General features: G+C 70.7%; 14 protein-coding genes. 5 read left to right on the top strand and 9 right to left on the bottom strand.

Translation table 11 applies throughout. The features are described 5' to 3' along the window. Window positions 1–61: 61 nt before the first annotated feature. On the bottom strand, window positions 62–967 hold the full coding sequence (locus ACWJI7_RS12285; RefSeq protein WP_479938257.1) for a thiazole synthase: 906 nt from the start codon (window positions 965–967) through the stop codon (window positions 62–64). Window positions 968–1,047: 80 nt separating this feature from the next. On the opposite strand from ACWJI7_RS12285, the gene ACWJI7_RS12280 reads away from it, so the two are divergent. After that, window positions 1,048–1,677: a hypothetical protein gene (locus ACWJI7_RS12280; protein WP_479938256.1), complete on the top strand. Its 630-nt coding sequence runs from the start codon at window positions 1,048–1,050 to the stop codon at window positions 1,675–1,677. 25 nt (window positions 1,678–1,702) lie between these two features. Here the strand turns inward: ACWJI7_RS12280 and ACWJI7_RS12275 are convergent, their stop codons facing one another. The 3 genes from ACWJI7_RS12275 to rpmI are packed head-to-tail and all read right to left on the bottom strand — an operon-like array spanning window position 1,703 to window position 2,951. After that, window positions 1,703–2,299, bottom strand: a complete 597-nt coding sequence (locus tag ACWJI7_RS12275; protein ID WP_479938255.1) for a tetratricopeptide repeat protein — start codon at window positions 2,297–2,299, stop codon at window positions 1,703–1,705. Between the two features lie 46 nt (window positions 2,300–2,345). Then, window positions 2,346–2,693, bottom strand: a complete 348-nt coding sequence (gene rplT / locus ACWJI7_RS12270) for a 50S ribosomal protein L20 (protein WP_479938254.1) — start codon at window positions 2,691–2,693, stop codon at window positions 2,346–2,348. Between the two features lie 57 nt (window positions 2,694–2,750). Further along, window positions 2,751–2,951, bottom strand: a complete 201-nt coding sequence (gene rpmI / locus ACWJI7_RS12265; protein WP_479938253.1) for a 50S ribosomal protein L35 — start codon at window positions 2,949–2,951, stop codon at window positions 2,751–2,753. Window positions 2,952–3,065: 114 nt separating this feature from the next. On the opposite strand from rpmI, the gene ACWJI7_RS12260 reads away from it, so the two are divergent. Continuing rightward, window positions 3,066–4,622 (top strand): SpoIID/LytB domain-containing protein, encoded by a 1,557-nt coding sequence (locus ACWJI7_RS12260; RefSeq protein WP_479938252.1) that lies wholly within the window; start codon window positions 3,066–3,068, stop codon window positions 4,620–4,622. Window positions 4,623–4,680: 58 nt separating this feature from the next. Further along, complete coding sequence (locus ACWJI7_RS12255) at window positions 4,681–6,093, top strand: glycosyltransferase family 2 protein (RefSeq protein ID WP_479938251.1); 1,413 nt, start codon at window positions 4,681–4,683, stop codon at window positions 6,091–6,093. Window positions 6,094–6,097: 4 nt separating this feature from the next. Here ACWJI7_RS12255 and ACWJI7_RS12250 read toward each other — a convergent pair whose 3' ends face one another. The 5 genes from ACWJI7_RS12250 to tig all read right to left on the bottom strand — a co-directional run bounded on the left by ACWJI7_RS12250 (window position 6,098) and on the right by tig (window position 12,122). Continuing rightward, window positions 6,098–7,888, bottom strand: coding sequence for a DNA polymerase III subunit gamma/tau (locus ACWJI7_RS12250; protein WP_479938250.1), 1,791 nt, complete (start codon window positions 7,886–7,888; stop codon window positions 6,098–6,100). Continuing rightward, window positions 7,885–8,598, bottom strand: coding sequence for a lecithin retinol acyltransferase family protein (locus ACWJI7_RS12245; protein ID WP_479938249.1), 714 nt, complete (start codon window positions 8,596–8,598; stop codon window positions 7,885–7,887). The genes ACWJI7_RS12250 and ACWJI7_RS12245 overlap by 4 nt, the downstream gene beginning before the upstream one ends. Before the next feature lie 32 nt (window positions 8,599–8,630). Further along, the gene (gene clpX / locus ACWJI7_RS12240) at window positions 8,631–9,971 is read right to left on the bottom strand and encodes an ATP-dependent protease ATP-binding subunit ClpX (RefSeq protein ID WP_479938248.1); all 1,341 of its coding nucleotides are present in this window, start codon (window positions 9,969–9,971) and stop codon (window positions 8,631–8,633) included. Between the two features lie 88 nt (window positions 9,972–10,059). Beyond that, window positions 10,060–10,701: an ATP-dependent Clp endopeptidase proteolytic subunit ClpP gene (gene clpP / locus ACWJI7_RS12235; RefSeq protein ID WP_479938247.1), complete on the bottom strand. Its 642-nt coding sequence runs from the start codon at window positions 10,699–10,701 to the stop codon at window positions 10,060–10,062. A 32-nt stretch (window positions 10,702–10,733) separates the two neighbouring features. Further along, window positions 10,734–12,122 (bottom strand): trigger factor, encoded by a 1,389-nt coding sequence (tig, locus tag ACWJI7_RS12230; RefSeq protein ID WP_479938246.1) that lies wholly within the window; start codon window positions 12,120–12,122, stop codon window positions 10,734–10,736. A gap of 531 nt (window positions 12,123–12,653) precedes the next feature. Between tig and ACWJI7_RS12225 the strand changes: the two genes are divergently transcribed. Continuing rightward, the gene (locus tag ACWJI7_RS12225; RefSeq protein ID WP_479938245.1) at window positions 12,654–13,751 is read left to right on the top strand and encodes an aspartate-semialdehyde dehydrogenase; all 1,098 of its coding nucleotides are present in this window, start codon (window positions 12,654–12,656) and stop codon (window positions 13,749–13,751) included. Further along, on the top strand, window positions 13,748–14,653 hold the full coding sequence (gene dapA, locus ACWJI7_RS12220; RefSeq protein ID WP_479938244.1) for a 4-hydroxy-tetrahydrodipicolinate synthase: 906 nt from the start codon (window positions 13,748–13,750) through the stop codon (window positions 14,651–14,653). Before ACWJI7_RS12225 ends, dapA begins: the two co-directional genes overlap by 4 nt. Window positions 14,654–14,683 lie beyond the last annotated feature (30 nt).

The raw sequence follows: 14,683 nt of genomic DNA, 5'->3' as shown, positions 1-14,683 counted from the left end.
CCCGGGGAAGTCGCAAAACTACCCAGTGGTCGGGGGGATGCCACCGGAGCGGCCGGGAACGTCACGGGCCGTTGCGTCGCGTCCGCTCCGGTCCGGCTCCGATGCCCGGCGCCGCCAGGGGAGGAGCGGCCGTGCCCACCCGGCCCTGGAGAGGCGAACTGGGGCTCGCCTCCTGCCGCCGCGGCAGTCTGCCGGCGAGGTAGGCGGTGCGTCCGGCCGCCGTGGCCTGGGCCATGGCCTGCGCCATCGCCGGCGGATCCCCCGCCAGGGCGATGGCGCTGTTGATCAGCAGGGCGTCGGCCCCCATCTCCATGGCCTGGGCGGCCTCGCTCGGCACGCCGAGGCCCGCATCCACCACCACCGGCACGGTGGCCGACTCAATGATCAGGGCGATGTTGGCGGCGTTGCGGATTCCCTGCCCGGAGCCGATCGGCGAACCCAGCGGCATCACGGTGGCGCAACCGGCCTCCTGGAGCCGGCGGGCCAGCAGCGGATCGGCGTTGATGTAAGGGAGCACCGTGAACCCCTCCTTGACCAGCTGCTCGGCCGCCTCCAGGGTCCCGAACGGATCCGGCAGCAGGTAGGGACCCTCGGGGATCACTTCCAGCTTCACGAACCGGTTGTCCTCCTGGCCGACCAACCGGGCCAGCTCCCGCCCCAGCCGCGCCACCCGCACCGCCTCCTCGGCGGTGGCGCAGCCCGCGGTATTGGGCAACATCCAGATGCGGCTCCAGTCGATCGCCTCGATCAGGCCTCCATGGCCGGGGTCCGCCGCCTGGACGCGCCGCACCGCCACGGTGACGATCTCGCAGCCGCTCGCCGTCAGGCTGGCCTGCATGACCTGAAGGCTGGGGTACTTGCCGGTGCCGGTCATCAGCCGGCTGCCGAAGCGCCGACCCCCGATCACCAGGGCCTCGTCCCGCCGCGGGAGTTCGGGCTGGGGATGGTCGCGGGCAGACGGGTCCATGGAGCGAAACTACCGTGAAAGGCGGAGCGCTCGCCCGGGCCCGCTCCCCCTAGCCTGAGTCCCTCTCCAGGATCGCCGTGATGCCGCCGCTCCCCACCAGCACCCCGCCACGGTCGCAACCGTCCGGAGGGTTGGCGACGCTGGCCGCACTGGCGGCCCTGCCGCTGCTGGCCGCCCAACAACCGGCTCTGGCCGCCAGCCCCCTGCCCCTGGGCAGTGTGGTGCCCTTCACGATGCCGGAGCCCTCGTCAATCGATTCGTTCGACTCCGACCTCGGCCCCGTGGAGACTTTTGACCCCTCCGGTCGGGCCATCGACATCGCCCGGGACCTGCCCAGGGTCTGGACGGGCATCTACCGCTCCTTCACCGATGCGGTTCCCGTGGAGGTGGAGCTGCGCTTGGAGGACCCCGCCCCGATGGGACAGATGGTCGTGCTGAATGGCTCACTCAGCGTGGCGGGTCAGGTGGTGCCGGTCCAGGGCACGATCAACGCCAAGTCGGATCAGCTGGATCTGCTGCTCCTCTGCGACTGTGTTGTGGCCGGCATGGAGGCCGGGGGCGAATTCTCGGGCGTTCAGGGCCTCAGTCTCTCGGGCTGGGTGGCGCCGCGGCTCACCAATCCCGGCGGTCGTCTGGATCTGCTGCCGGTGAGCGTGTCCGCTGGCTCCGGAGCGGCCCCACCGGCGGGGCCGGTGCGCGGCCTCTGGTGAGCCCGTAAGGACGGCCGGGGGTTGATCAGGCCGGGCCCGAACCTTGGTCCTTGGAGGGTCCCAGCCCTGGGCTCTCCACCGGGCTGTCGTCCGCTCCGCCGGGATGGCGGCGATCCAGCAGCTTGAGGCGTTTCCGGCTGGTGGCGTTGGCGGGATCGAGTTCCAGGGCCCGTTCATAGGAGCGCCGTGCCTCCTCCGGCTTGCCCTGCCGTTCAAGGGCATAGCCCAGGTTGTTGAGGGCCACCGGGTAATCGGCCTTGGCCTGCAACGCCGCCCGGTAATGGCGGATGGCCCGGGGGTAGTTGGTCTGGGCCGCCAGGGCGAAGCCGAGGGCGTTCTCGATTAGGGCGCGGGCCTCTCCCGGTTCCCCTTCCGAGCGCTTCAGGGCCAGCTTCAGGGAATCCACGGCCTCGCCATAGAGCCGCTTGCGCAGCTGCACCGAGGCCAGCTCGTAGAGGGTGGCCGGATCCTGGCCCTGTGGCGTGTTTCGGCTGCCCTCCAGCCGGGCCAGGGCCACTTCATCGCGGCGCACACGAAAGACCTGCAGGGCGATCACCACGGAGGCGCCGCCCAGCAGCACGATCAGCCCGATCAGATAGGCCTGGGGAAGGAAACTGCTCATCGGACCTGGCCGCAGGAGGGGATCAGCGCAGGTCGGCCTGCGGGAGTCAGGTGCGGGCGGCGCCCACCACGGCCGAGAAGCTGGCGGGGTCGGCCAGGGCCAGCTGGGCAAGCATCTTGCGGTTCAGCTGCACATCGGCCTTCTTGAGCCCGCCGATCAGGCGGCTGTAGCTCAGACCGTTGATCCGGGCGGCCGCATTGATGCGGGCGATCCAGAGGCGGCGGAAGTCGCGCTTGCGGCGGCGGCGGTCGCGGTAGGCGTTGCAGAGGGCCTTCATCACCCGCTGGTTGGCGGTGCGGAACAGGCTGCCGTTGCTGCCCTGGAAGCCCCGCGCCAGGCGAAGGATCTTGTTGCGGCGCTTGCGGGCGACATTGCCCCTCTTGACGCGGGCCATGGAAAACTCTCGGGTGAACTTCGGGTGAACTGGTGCGGCGGGCCCGGGGGCCCGGCCTCAGCCGGCGTAGGGGAGCATGCGGCTCACGTTGTCCGCGTCGCGCTCATCGACCATCGCCATGGTGCCGAGGTAACGCTTGCGCTTCGGGCTCTTGTGATCGAGCAGATGGTTGTGAAAGGCGCGGCGGCGCATGAATTTGCCGCTGCCGGTGACCTTGAACCGCTTGGCGGCGGCTTTTCGGCTCTTGAGCTTCGGCATCGCGTCCGGTCGTGCGCAAACAACCAAAGTACGACGCGGAAGGGCCTTCCGCCAACTCCCCGTTCCAGCCCCCAGTTCTCCTCCCCCCTCTCCCCGACCGTCGTCACCCTCACCATGTCCGTTCTGCCCTGCCTCCGTCCGCCCCTGGGCCGGCTGTCCCTGGCCCTGCTGATGGGTTCCGGAGTCCTGGTGGCCCCCGGCTGCCGGGCCATGCCCGTGGCCGCCCCGCTCCACTGGCCCACGGAGCCGGCTCCCGCCATCCAGTCCGCCGCGCCCGTGCTCTGGGTGGCCCTGGGTGCTCGCCTCGGTCCGGGGCGTGGCCAGAGCGTGGAGGAAGCGCCCCCTCTGGTGTTACGTGCCGCCAGCGGCCGCCTCGAGCTCGTGGACGCGGCGGGACGCCGGCTGGAGGCCCCCACGCTGCGGTTGCGCTGGAGGCGCCAGACGCTGCCGGAGCCGCTGAGTGTTGCGCGCAGCGTGCTGGGTCCCTTCCCCAGCTTCGAGACCGCCGAACAGGCGGCCATGGCCTGGCGGCAGCAGGGGCAGACAGCCCGCATCGCCCACCCGGGCGAGTGGGAGGTGTGGGCGGCCGCCGACACCGCGCCGCCGGAGGGGTTCCAGGCTCGCCAGGAGCGGCGGGTGGAGGTCAGCCGCCTGGTGCTGGAGGCCAGCGATGCCACCGGCGCCGCCGTGCCGCTCCAGGGGCCGATGCGGCTGTCGGCCCCGGGGGGGCTGAGCTGGGACAAGGGGGTCTTCCAGGGACCCTTCCGCCTGCAGACCAACGCCCATGGCGGCTGGAGCCTGGTGGAGCAGGTGCCGCTGGAGCGCTACCTGCTCGGGGTCGTGCCCCATGAGATCGGCGCCGGCTCCCCCGCCCCCGCCCTGGCCGCCCAGGCTGTGCTGGCCAGGACCTGGGCCCTGCGCAACAGCCATCGCTATGGCGTGGACGGCTACCACCTCTGCGCCGACACCCAATGCCAGGTCTATGCGGATCCCCGTCAGGCCGGTGGGGCGGTGCGGCGGGCCATTGCGGCGACGCGGGGGCAGGTGCTGAGCTGGCAGGGACAACCCATCCACGCCGTCTATCACGCCAGCAACGGCGGCATCTCCGCCGGGTTTGAGGAGGCCTGGAGCGGGCCGTCGCTGCCCTACCTGAAGGCCCGGCCGGACGGGTCGCCCCCCTTCTCCGAGCGCTTCGCCGTCCCCCTGCCGCCGGCGCTCCTGCCCGACCTGCTGGGTCAGGGGGGCGGCGCCTATGGAGCCGGCCATCCGGTCTTCCGCTGGTCCCGACGGCTGGATGCCGCCGGGATCCGCCAGGCCCTGGAACGGGGGCCCGGCGGCGTGGGCCAGCCGCAGCGGCTGGCCGTGCTCGAACGGGGGCCGAGCGGGCGGGTGCTGGCGCTGGCGGTGGAGGGCAGCACCGGGCAGCGGGTGTTGCGACTCGACGCGATCCGCCGCACCTTCCGGCAGCTGCCCAGCACGCTGTTCACGATCCAGGCCGAGGGGCCGGGGGTGTGGCGGTTCCGTGGCGGCGGCTTTGGCCACGGGGCCGGCCTGTCCCAGGCCGGGGCCATCGATCTGGGGGGCCGCGGCTGGAGCCTGGCGAAGATCCTGGCCCATTACTACCCGGGCACCCAGCTGGGACCGGTGGAGGCTCTCGGCCAGGCCCTTTAGAGTTCAGCCCAATGCACGGGACTGTCCATGTCGGCAGGGTTGCCATGACGAGACGTCCATGACAGCCGCCGGACCCGGTGCCGAGGGCCGTCGCGGCAAGGCCGCCCTGTTCGTGGTGCTCTGCGGCTGGGCCGGGGTGGCCCCCCACTGGCTGGAGCCTCCCCGCAATCTGCTGCCCGCCGCGGGTCTGACCCTGCTGCTGGGGTTGTATGTGGTCCGCACGGTGCTGGTGAGGATCTGGAGGCGGCCGCCGGGCCCCGGATCCACGGCCGGCGGACCCATCGCCGGCCCCTGGCCGGCGGTGGATGTGGTGGTGGCGGCCCGGGATGAGCAGGCGGTGATCGGCCGCCTGGTGGAGCGGATCGAGCGGTTGCGCTACCCGAAGGCGGACCTGCTGCTCTGGGTGGTGGATGACGGCAGCGAGGACCGCACTCCGGAGATCCTGGCCCGCTTGCAGGCGCGCTGCCCCCAGTTGCGGGTGCTGAGGCGGCCCCGGGATGCCGGTGGGGGCAAATCGGGGGCGCTCAACGCCGTGCTCGAGCATCTCGAGGGCCGTTGGATGCTGGTACTCGACGCTGACGCCGGCCTGCAGGAGGACCTGCTGGAGCGGCTCATTCCCCATGCCGAGAACGGCGGATGGTCGGCCGTCCAGCTCCGCAAGGCCGTGGTCAACATGGCGCGCAACCTCCTGACCCGGGCCCAGGCGATGGAGATGGCCTTCGATGCCGCCATTCAGGAGGGCCGCCTGCAGGCCGCCGGTATCGCCGAACTGCGCGGCAACGGTCAGCTCTTGCGCCGCGAGGCCGTGCTGGCCTGCGGTGGCTTCAACGAGGCCACCGTCACCGACGACCTCGATCTCAGTTTCCGCCTGCTGCTGGCCGGCGAGCCCGTGGGCCTGCTCTGGGATCCGCCGGTGGAGGAGGAGGCGGTGCTGACCGTGCCGGCCCTCTGGCGGCAGCGGCAGCGTTGGGCCGAGGGGGGGCTGCAGCGCTTCTTCGACTACGGGCCCGGCCTGATGTCCCCCCGCCTCTCCCGTGCCCAGCGGCTAGATCTGGGCTGTTTCTTTCTGCTGCAGTACGTGCTGCCGGTGGTCTCCGTCGCTGACCTGCTGGCTGCGCTGCTGAGCCGCACTCCGCCCACGGTCTGGCCGCTGTCCATCGTGACCCTGGGTCTCTCCGGCTCGGCAATCCTGGCCGGCTGCCGACGGCCCAGTGAGGGGCCGCCCCTGCCCGCCATGCATCCCCTGGCCGTCGGCCTGGGGGTCGCCTACCTGGTGCACTGGTTCGTCGTCATCCCCTGGGTGGCGCTGCGCATGGCGCTCCTGCCCAAGCGGCTGATCTGGGCCAAGACCATGCACCTCGGTGGAGATGGCCAGACGCCCCATTCCGAGGGGACATCCCTGCTCGAAGACGGCCATCCGGGCGGCCTCGATGGGGCCGGTGATGTGGATCTCTCCACCCAGGTCTCCTGACCGCTCAGCCGGCGGCGCCGGGATCGCCGTCGGTCCCGTCGAGCCGGATCACTTCGCCGTTGAAGAACTCCGCCAGCCGCTGAGCCTGCTCATCCAGGGGCTGCTGCCGGGTCGAGGGCGACGGCGCTGCGGGCGGTGACGGCGGGCGTGGAACCGGCTGTGGCGGTGTCGTCGTCGTCGGTGGCGGCGTCAACGGTGTTGATGGGGGCGCTGGACCTGCCGCCGGTGTTCCCGCCCTCGCCACGGCGTTCTGCGGGCCGGACCCCTGCGGCTCTCCGGCCCCAGCGCCACCGTCCAGCACCAGTTGGCGCGGGCTGCCCAGGGCCCGGCCCACGGCCGCCTCCAGCAGGGGCAACCGGCTCTGCACCATGGCGATCCAGTTGGCGCTGACGCGGATCACCGCCCGCCGATCATCGAGGCGCACCAGGGAGGCCTGTTGCGAGAGCAGCATCCGGGTGGAGGGAAGCTCCAGGGCCGCCAGGATCTGCTGCCAGAGTTCGGCGAGATCCGGGGCTGCGCCGGGACCCGGAGGGTCCCCGTGTCGAGCGCCCACGGCCGGGACGGCCAACTCGGGGGCAGGGCTGGGCTGGGAAGACCGAGCCCCAGGGGCCGGTGGAGGCGGAGCTGCCGGAGTCGGTGGCAGGGTCTGGGCCCGGGGAGTTCCGGGCTGGCCAACCGGCTCCGCCCCGGGGGTGGAATCGGCCAGGAGTCCCAGCAGCAGCACCTCCAGCCACAGCCTGGGCTGGACGCTCTGGCGCAGCTGCTGCTCGCTTCCTTTGAGCTGGGCTTGCCAGTGCAGCAGGCGGGCGCCGCCGATGCGGCGGGCCAGGTCGGGGAGCTGGGGCTGGAAGGTCGCGGAGACCTGGCTCAGGTCCAGTCGATCCGGGGCGACGCCGGCCAGCACCAGATCCCGCAGCAGGCTGGCCAGCCCCTGCAGGACGGCCCCGGGCTCCCGACCCCGGTCCAGCAGCCGGCGGCAGGCCTCCAGGATCCCGAGCGGATCCCCGGTCGCCATGGCGCCCACGAGCTCCAGCAGGTCCGCTTCCGGCACGGCCCCCAGCAGCTCCCAGACCGCCGAGGCCTCCACGGGGGGAGGAAGAAGGCTGAGTTGATCCAGCAGGCTCTCCGCATCCCTCAGCCCTCCCTGGGCCCGCAGGGCCACCACGTGCAGGGCCTCCGCAGTGACGCCGATCGTCTCCTCGGCGGCGATGAAGCGCAGGTGCTGCTCCAGGGCCTCCAGGGGGATCCGGCGAAAGTCGAACCGCTGGCACCGCGAGAGGATTGTGGGCAGCACCCGCTGCGGGTCGGTGGTGGCGAGCACGAAGACCACCCGGGGCGGCGGTTCCTCCAGGGTCTTGAGCAGGGCGTTGAAGGCCGCAGTCGAGAGCATGTGGCACTCGTCGATCACGTAGACCTTCCAGCGGGCCTGCACGGGCGCGAAGCGGGAACGCTCGATCAGGTCGCGGATGTTGTCGACCCCGGTGTTCGAGGCCGCATCGATCTCGATCACGTCGAGGGCCTGTCCCGCGGTGATCGCTCGACAGAGCTCGCAGAGGCCGCAGGGTTCGGTGGTGGGGGCGCTGGTGGCGAGGCAGTTGAGCGAGCGGGCCAGGATCCGGGCGCTCGAGGTTTTCCCGGTGCCGCGCGGCCCGCTGAACAGGTAGGCGGGGGCGATCCGGTTCTGGATGAGGGCGTTGCCCAGGGTCGTGCTGATCGCCTCCTGCCCCACCAGCTGGTCGAAACGCTGGGGCCGGTATTTGTGGTGGAGCGGCTGGTAGGCGCTGGCCCCGGTCATGGCGTCGGGTCCCCGGATGGCCCCGGGGACCGGGGCTCCAGGGGCACGCCCGGACCGAGCAGGCGCTCCAGCCGGCCCTCGATCTCCTCCACTTCGCTGAGCTGATCGGCCAGGTTCTGGGCCGCCAGTCGCGCCCGGGCCAGCTGATCCCCGTCGAAGCCCTCGCCCCAGCGGGCTTCCGCCTTGGCGAGCTCCGCCTCCAGGGTCTCCTGGAGCTTCAGTCGCAGCCCGTCGAGCTGCTCCAGGCTCTGCCGGGCCAGCTCACGACCTTTCTCCAGCTGGCCGGCGTCGAGGCCGAGCCCCTGCCGGAGGAGCAGGCGCACGCCGGCGATCAGGGCCGCCGGCACGAATTGCCCGATCGCCAGGGCTCCCAGGCTGCCGGTGTGGAGCCAGCTCTCCACCTGGGTGCTGCGGTGGCGGCCGGTCTTGCACCAGTGGGCGAAATGCTCGCAGTTGTTGAACAGCATGTTGTAGCGCTGCTCCCCCAGCCGCCCCATGGCCCGGCGCAGGGTGACCCCCACCGGGGAAGCGGTTCCGGGCTCGTAGGGCACCACGCTGATCAACTCGCCGCGGCTGAACTCCGTCAGCGGGCTGCGCAGAATTTCCCTCCCCTCCAGGTAGTGGGCCACGCTGCCGTCCCCCAGATCGATGCCGTGGTGGTTGAAGAGACCGTGCTGCCGGGGGACCTGCAGGTGGTCGGCGGCTGCCATGGGATGGGGAGGGGGAGGAATGGTCGCTCGGTTCAGGCGGTGGCCTGCTGGTCGATCACGCCGGGGTAGGGAAGCACCTTGGCCTGGCTGCGCTGCTCAACCATCTCGCGGGTGATCGTGAAGCGGGTCACTTCGGTGGTGGAGGGCAGGTCGTACATCACATCCAGCATCAGCTCCTCCACGATGCCGCGCAGGGCCCGGGCACCGGTGCGGCGCCGGTGGGCCTCCTTGGCGATCGCTTCGACGGCGCCGGTCTCGAAGTCCAGCTCCACGCTGTCCATGCTGAGCAGTGTCTGAAACTGCTTGACCAGGGCATCACGTGGTTCGGTGAGGATGGCCTCGAGCGCGTGGGTGTCGAGGGGCTCGAGCACGGCGCTCACCGGCAGCCGACCGATGAACTCCGGGATCAGGCCATAGCGCACCAGATCATCGGGTTCGAGGTGGCGCAGCACGTGACTGGCCTGCACCTCGCGATGGCCCCGGCTGCGGCCGTCGGAGGGGAGAAAGCCGATCGAGTTGCGGCCCAGCCGCCGCTGCACCACGTCCTCCAGGCCCACGAAGGCTCCGCCGCAGATGAACAGGATCTGGCTCGTGTCGACCTGAATGCAGTCCTGATACGGGTGCTTGCGGCCCCCCTGGGGCGGCACGTTGGCCACGGTGCCCTCCAGCATCTTGAGGAGAGCCTGCTGGACACCCTCTCCCGAGACATCGCGGGTGATCGAGGGGTTCTCGCTCTTGCGGGCGATCTTGTCGATCTCGTCGATGTAGATGATGCCCCGCTGGGCCTGCTCCACATCCAGATCGGCCTTCTGCAGCAGCCGCAGCAGGATGTTCTCCACGTCCTCACCCACGTAGCCGGCTTCGGTGAGGGTGGTGGCGTCGGCCACGGCGAAGGGCACGTCGAGCAGCTCGGCCAGGGTCTGGGCCAGGAGGGTCTTGCCGCAGCCGGTGGGACCGATCAACAGGATGTTGGACTTGTGGAGCCGGGTGGCGCTGCGGTCGGCCTCCCCCTTGCCGTCGCCCTGCCAGGCGAGGCGTTTGTAGTGGTTGTAGACCGCGACGGAGAGGACCTTCTTGGCTTCGTCCTGCCCCACGACCTGCTGATCGAGGAAGGTCTTGATCTCCAGGGGCCTGGGGATGGTGGCCAGGGTGGGAGCCGGCTTTGACACCTTCTTGCCGGCGGGCTTGCGGGAGGGGTCGGCATGGCCCCGGGGGCTGCCGTGGGTCTCCACCAGTTCCTCATCGAGGATCTCGTTGCAGAGGTCGATGCATTCGTCACAGATGTAGACCCCCGGTCCGGCGATCAGCTTGCGGACCTGCTCCTGAGACTTGCCACAGAACGAGCACTTGAGATGGGCATCGAACTTGGCCATCGAGCGGGGGTCCGGATCAGGGAAAGGGCTGGCCGGCCGGCGTGTCGGCTTGGCCTGGGGCCGGGGGTCACGGGGGAGACCCTACGGATCAGAGTGGCGTGGCGTCATCGACGACACGATCGATCAGGCCGTAGGCCACGGCATCGGGTGGAGACAAAAAGTAGTCGCGGTCAGTGTCTTCGGCAATTTTCGCCAGGGGCTGGCCGGTGTGCTCGGCCATCAGCCCGTTGAGGGTGTCCTTGAGATAAAGGATCTCCTTGGCCTGAATCTCGATGTCCACGGCCTGTCCCTGGGCGCCACCCAGGGGCTGATGGATCATGATCCGGGCGCTCGGCAGGGCCATGCGCTTGCCCTTGGTTCCGCCCGAGAGCAGGAAGGCTCCCATGCTGGCCGCCAGGCCATAGCAGATGGTCACCACATCGGGGGCGACCTGCTGCATGGTGTCGTAGATGGCCAGGCCGGCGGTGACTGAGCCTCCCGGGGAATTGATGTAGATCTGAATGTCTTTTTCGGGATCCTCGGCCTCCAGGAACAGGAGCTGGGCCACCAGGGAATCGGCCACGGGATCGTCGATGCCGCTGCCCAGGAAGATGATTCGCTCCCTGAGCAGACGGGAGTAGATGTCGAAGGCCCGCTCCCCCCGGCCCGACTGCTCCACCACGGTGGGCAGCACCCCCGGGGAGGCCTGCCAGCGGTTCACGATGGGATGGGAGCGACGGGCTTCGATCACGCGGCCGGACGAGGGGAGAAGGGGGACAGTCCTCAATCTATGGCGGCCCCAGGCTCGGGCGGGGTGGAGGGGTCCGGGCTCTCGGCCTCGGTCGCGGCTCCGGGGACGGCCACGGTCTCGGTGACGGTGGAGTGGGCCTCGAGCCACGTCATCAGGGCATCCCGCAGCAGATCCTCCGCCACGGCCTCCCGCAGCCGGGCCGGGTCGACCGAGGCGCCATCGCTGAGGCCGCGGCTCACCTGCTTCACCTTGGCGTCGATCTCCGCCGCCGCGATGTGAATGTCCTCGGCCGCGGCGAGGGCCTGCAGGGCGAAGCTGCGCTTCAGGCGCTGCTCGGCCTCGGGGCGGGAGGACTCCATCAGGCTGCGGACCAGGTCCGGGGTGAACAGGCTCTTGACGTCCATCCCCTGCTGGGCGATCTGACCGGCGGTCTGCTCGATCAGGGACCGGATTTCCCGCTGCACGAGGGTTTCGGGTAACTCCACCTCGAGCTGGTTCACAAGTTCGCTCAGCAGGGCCTCGTGGCGGTTGCTGCGGCTGCGGCGTTCGGCGTCCTCCCGCAGGCGGGATTCGAGATCGGCCCGCAGCTCGGCCAGGGTCTCCTTGTCGCTCGCCTCCCGGGCGAAGGCATCATCAAGGGGAGGCAGTTCACGGGCCTTGAGTTCGTTGAGGGTGATCGCGAAGCTGGCCTCCCGGCCGCGCGAGGCCTCCTGGGGATAGTCATCGGGGAAGCGGCAGGTGATCGTGCGGCTCTCCCCGACGGCCAGGCCCTCGATCCCCTCGACGAAGCCGGGGATCATGCGGCCCTCCTCGAGTTCCACCTCGAGGGCGTCGGAGCGGCCCCCTTCGATCGCCTCACCCGTGTCGACGTAGGTGCCGCTGAAGCTCACCACCGCCACATCCCCGCTGGCGGCCGACCGCGTCTCGATCGGCACCAGGGTGGCCATCTGCCGGCGGGACTCCTCGATCAGCTCATCCACCCGGTTCGGGTCGAAGCCGACCGTTTCGGCCTCCACCGCCAGCCCCTGCCGCTCCCGCAGAACGGGGGTGGGCTTGATGTCCAGTTCGAGGGTGACGGTGAGCTCCTCGCCCGGAGAGAAGCGGGCCAGCAGGGCCTCGAACCCCTCACTCAGTTCGGGGCTGCTGAGCGCCTCGATCTGCTCCTGCTCCAGGGCGTCCCGCCAGATCGCCTCCACCAGATCCTCGAGGGCAGTGGCGCGGATCCGCAGCGGGCCGATCTGCTGCAGCAGCACCGGCCGTGGCACCTTGCCCTGGCGGAAGCCTGGCAATCGCACCGTGCGGCTGAGCCGGGTGACCGCCGCCTCGTAACTGGCCTGGGAGCGACCGCCCGGGATCGCCACCTCCAGCGCCAGACGGCTGCCGGGACGGGGGCTGGTCTTGACCTTCAGGGCGGAACTCATGGGATACGGCCGCGGAGGCGACGCAGGGCAGCCCGCCATCCTAAGAACCCGTCCTCCGGAGGCTTTCCGGCTCGCGCCCTGGGCCGGGGCAGCGTATTGTTCCATTGACGAGCAGCAAGCCGTTCATATCCGTTCCGGGCCATCCCGCTCCCCCGAGCCCCAGGTCCCCGCCCCGCCCCCCACCAGGCGTCCTTCGGTCGGCCGTGGCGGCGGGACAGCCGGCTTTCCGCCTTCCGATCCGATCCTTCTCTCTTCCTCACGTCTGCCCCACCGCCCCACTCCCACGGCCTGAACTCCAGCCTTCCCCCTCCACCTCCGGGCCCACGGATTCCGTCCGGGCCGGGGGGCCGATCCCTCCCAGGCCGGACCGAACCGTTCCAACGCCCATCGCCGGATTGAACGCGGCCCGATCCGACCAGGTCTCTGAATCCGTCCGTCCGTCGCTGTCCCGGTCGCCCCATCCCCCTCCCCTCGGCGCCCCCCCGGACCTGAACCGCCGCAGCCCCGTCCCGCCTTCCCCACGTTCTGCCGTTGTCCACCGCCCTTCCCCTCTCCTCCCTGCCTGATCGTCCCCTGACCGTGGCCGTGCTCGGCGCCTCCGGTGCCGTGGGTCAGGAGCTGCTGGGGCTGCTGGCCGAGCGATCCGTTCCAGTCGGGGAGCTGCGTCTGCTGGCCTCCCCCCGCTCCGCCGGCCAGAGGCTCCAGTGGCGGGGCCAGCCGAAGGCCATCCAGGTGGTGGACGAGGCATCGTTCGAAGGGGTGGACCTGGTGCTGGCCTCCGCCGGCGGATCCGCCTCGAGGCAGTGGGCGCCAGTGGCCGTGGCGGCAGGGGCCGTGGTGATCGACAACTCCAGCGCCTTCCGGCTGGATCCCGCCGTTCCCCTGGTGGTTCCGGAAGTGAACCCGGAGGCGGCTTTCACCCATCAGGGTGTGATCGCCAACCCCAACTGCACCACGATCCTGCTCACCCTCGCGCTGGCTCCGCTCCAGGCCCGCCGCCCGATCCAGCGGGTGGTGGTGAGCACCTATCAGTCGGCCAGCGGCGCCGGCGCCCGGGCCATGGAGGAGCTGCGCTCCCTCAGCCAGACCGTGCTCGACGGCGGCGAACCGGTGAGTGCCGTGCTGCCCCATTCGCTGGCGTTCAACCTCTTCCTGCACAACTCACCCCTGCAGCCCAGCGGCTACTGCGAGGAGGAACTGAAGATGCTCCACGAAACACGCAAGATCATGGGTCTGCCGGAGCTGCGCCTCAGCGCCACCTGCGTGAGGGTGCCGGTGCTGCGGGCCCACTCCGAGGCGGTCAACATCGCCTTCGCTGAACCCTTTCCGGTCGAGGAGGCCCGTGCCCTGCTGGGGGCGGCCGCCGGGGTGGAGCTGATCGAGGATTTTGAGACCAACCGCTTCCCGATGCCCACGGACGTCACGGGCCGTGATCCCGTGGCGGTGGGGCGGATCCGCCAGGACCTGAGCGATCCCTGCGCCCTGGAACTCTGGCTCTGCGGGGATCAGATCCGCAAAGGTGCCGCCCTCAACGCCATCCAGATCGCCGAATTGCTGCTCGATCCCTCCGCCCCGGACCGGGCCCCTTCCTCCCCTGCGTGCCGGACCCGGCCAGGAGTTCCCGCTTGAGTGCCATCGGTCCCAGCCCTGCCCCCTTCGGCCGTCTGCTCACCGCCATGGTGACCCCCTTCGCGGCCGACGGCTCCGTGGACCTGGAACTGGCGGCCCGACTGGCGGTCCATCTGGTTGCCCAGGGCTCCGACGGCCTGGTGGTCTGCGGGACCACCGGTGAGTCGCCCACGCTCAGCTGGCAGGAGCAGCACGAGCTGTTCGCGGCGGTCAAGGGGGCCGTGGGCGACCGGGCCCGCGTGCTGGCCGGCACCGGCAGCAACTGCACCGCCGAGGCCGTGGAGGCGATCAGCCACGCGGCCGCTCAGGGGGCCGATGGCGCCCTGGTGGTGGTGCCCTACTACAACCGTCCCCCCCAGGAGGGGCTGGAAGCCCATTTCCGGGCGATCGCGGCGGCGGCCCCCGGGTTGGCGATCATGCTGTACAACATCCCTGGCCGCACCGGCTGCAGCCTGGAGGCGGACACCACGGCCCGGCTGATGGATCTGCCGAACCTGGTCAGCTTCAAGGCGGCCAGCGGCACCACCGAGGAGGTGAGCCGGTTGCGGCTCCGCTGCGGGTCCCGGCTGGCGATCTACAGCGGCGACGACATGCTCACCCTGCCGATGCTGGCCGCCGGGGCCGTCGGGGTGGTGAGTGTGGCCAGCCATCTGGCCGGGCGCCAGATCCACCGGATGATTCAGGCCTTCCTCTCCGGCGACCACGCCACGGCCCTGGAGCTGCATGAGCGTTTGCTTCCCCTCTGCCGGGCCCTGTTCGCCAGCACCAATCCGATCCCCGTCAAGGCCGCCCTTGAACTCAAAGGCTGGCCCGTGGGGGTCCCACGACTGCCGCTGGTCTCCGCCGACAGCGATGTCCGTGCCCGTCTGACCTCCGCCCTGGCTGCCCTGCGTCCCACTTGACGCCAAGGCCCGACTCCGCCCCATCCGGCC

Source organism: Cryptocyanus atlanticus LEGE 06306 (genome assembly GCF_056633155.1).
Note: the sequence above shows the minus strand (reverse complement) of the source record. Positions and strands in the feature narration are given on the sequence as shown.

What these genes read in the sequence shown, in the direction of transcription:
- ACWJI7_RS12260 (WP_479938252.1), top strand. Translation starts at nt 3,066, where the DNA reads ATGTCCGTTCTGCCCTGCCTCCGTCCGCCCCTGGGCCGGCTGTCCCTG.
- ACWJI7_RS12285 (WP_479938257.1), bottom strand. Translation starts at nt 967, where the DNA reads ATGGACCCGTCTGCCCGCGACCATCCCCAGCCCGAACTCCCGCGGCGG.
- rplT (WP_479938254.1), bottom strand. Translation starts at nt 2,693, where the DNA reads ATGGCCCGCGTCAAGAGGGGCAATGTCGCCCGCAAGCGCCGCAACAAG.
- ACWJI7_RS12245 (WP_479938249.1), bottom strand. Translation starts at nt 8,598, where the DNA reads ATGGCAGCCGCCGACCACCTGCAGGTCCCCCGGCAGCACGGTCTCTTC.
- ACWJI7_RS12275 (WP_479938255.1), bottom strand. Translation starts at nt 2,299, where the DNA reads ATGAGCAGTTTCCTTCCCCAGGCCTATCTGATCGGGCTGATCGTGCTG.
- rpmI (WP_479938253.1), bottom strand. Translation starts at nt 2,951, where the DNA reads ATGCCGAAGCTCAAGAGCCGAAAAGCCGCCGCCAAGCGGTTCAAGGTC.
- tig (WP_479938246.1), bottom strand. Translation starts at nt 12,122, where the DNA reads ATGAGTTCCGCCCTGAAGGTCAAGACCAGCCCCCGTCCCGGCAGCCGT.
- ACWJI7_RS12280 (WP_479938256.1), top strand. Translation starts at nt 1,048, where the DNA reads ATGCCGCCGCTCCCCACCAGCACCCCGCCACGGTCGCAACCGTCCGGA.
- ACWJI7_RS12255 (WP_479938251.1), top strand. Translation starts at nt 4,681, where the DNA reads ATGACAGCCGCCGGACCCGGTGCCGAGGGCCGTCGCGGCAAGGCCGCC.
- ACWJI7_RS12250 (WP_479938250.1), bottom strand. Translation starts at nt 7,888, where the DNA reads ATGACCGGGGCCAGCGCCTACCAGCCGCTCCACCACAAATACCGGCCC.
- clpX (WP_479938248.1), bottom strand. Translation starts at nt 9,971, where the DNA reads ATGGCCAAGTTCGATGCCCATCTCAAGTGCTCGTTCTGTGGCAAGTCT.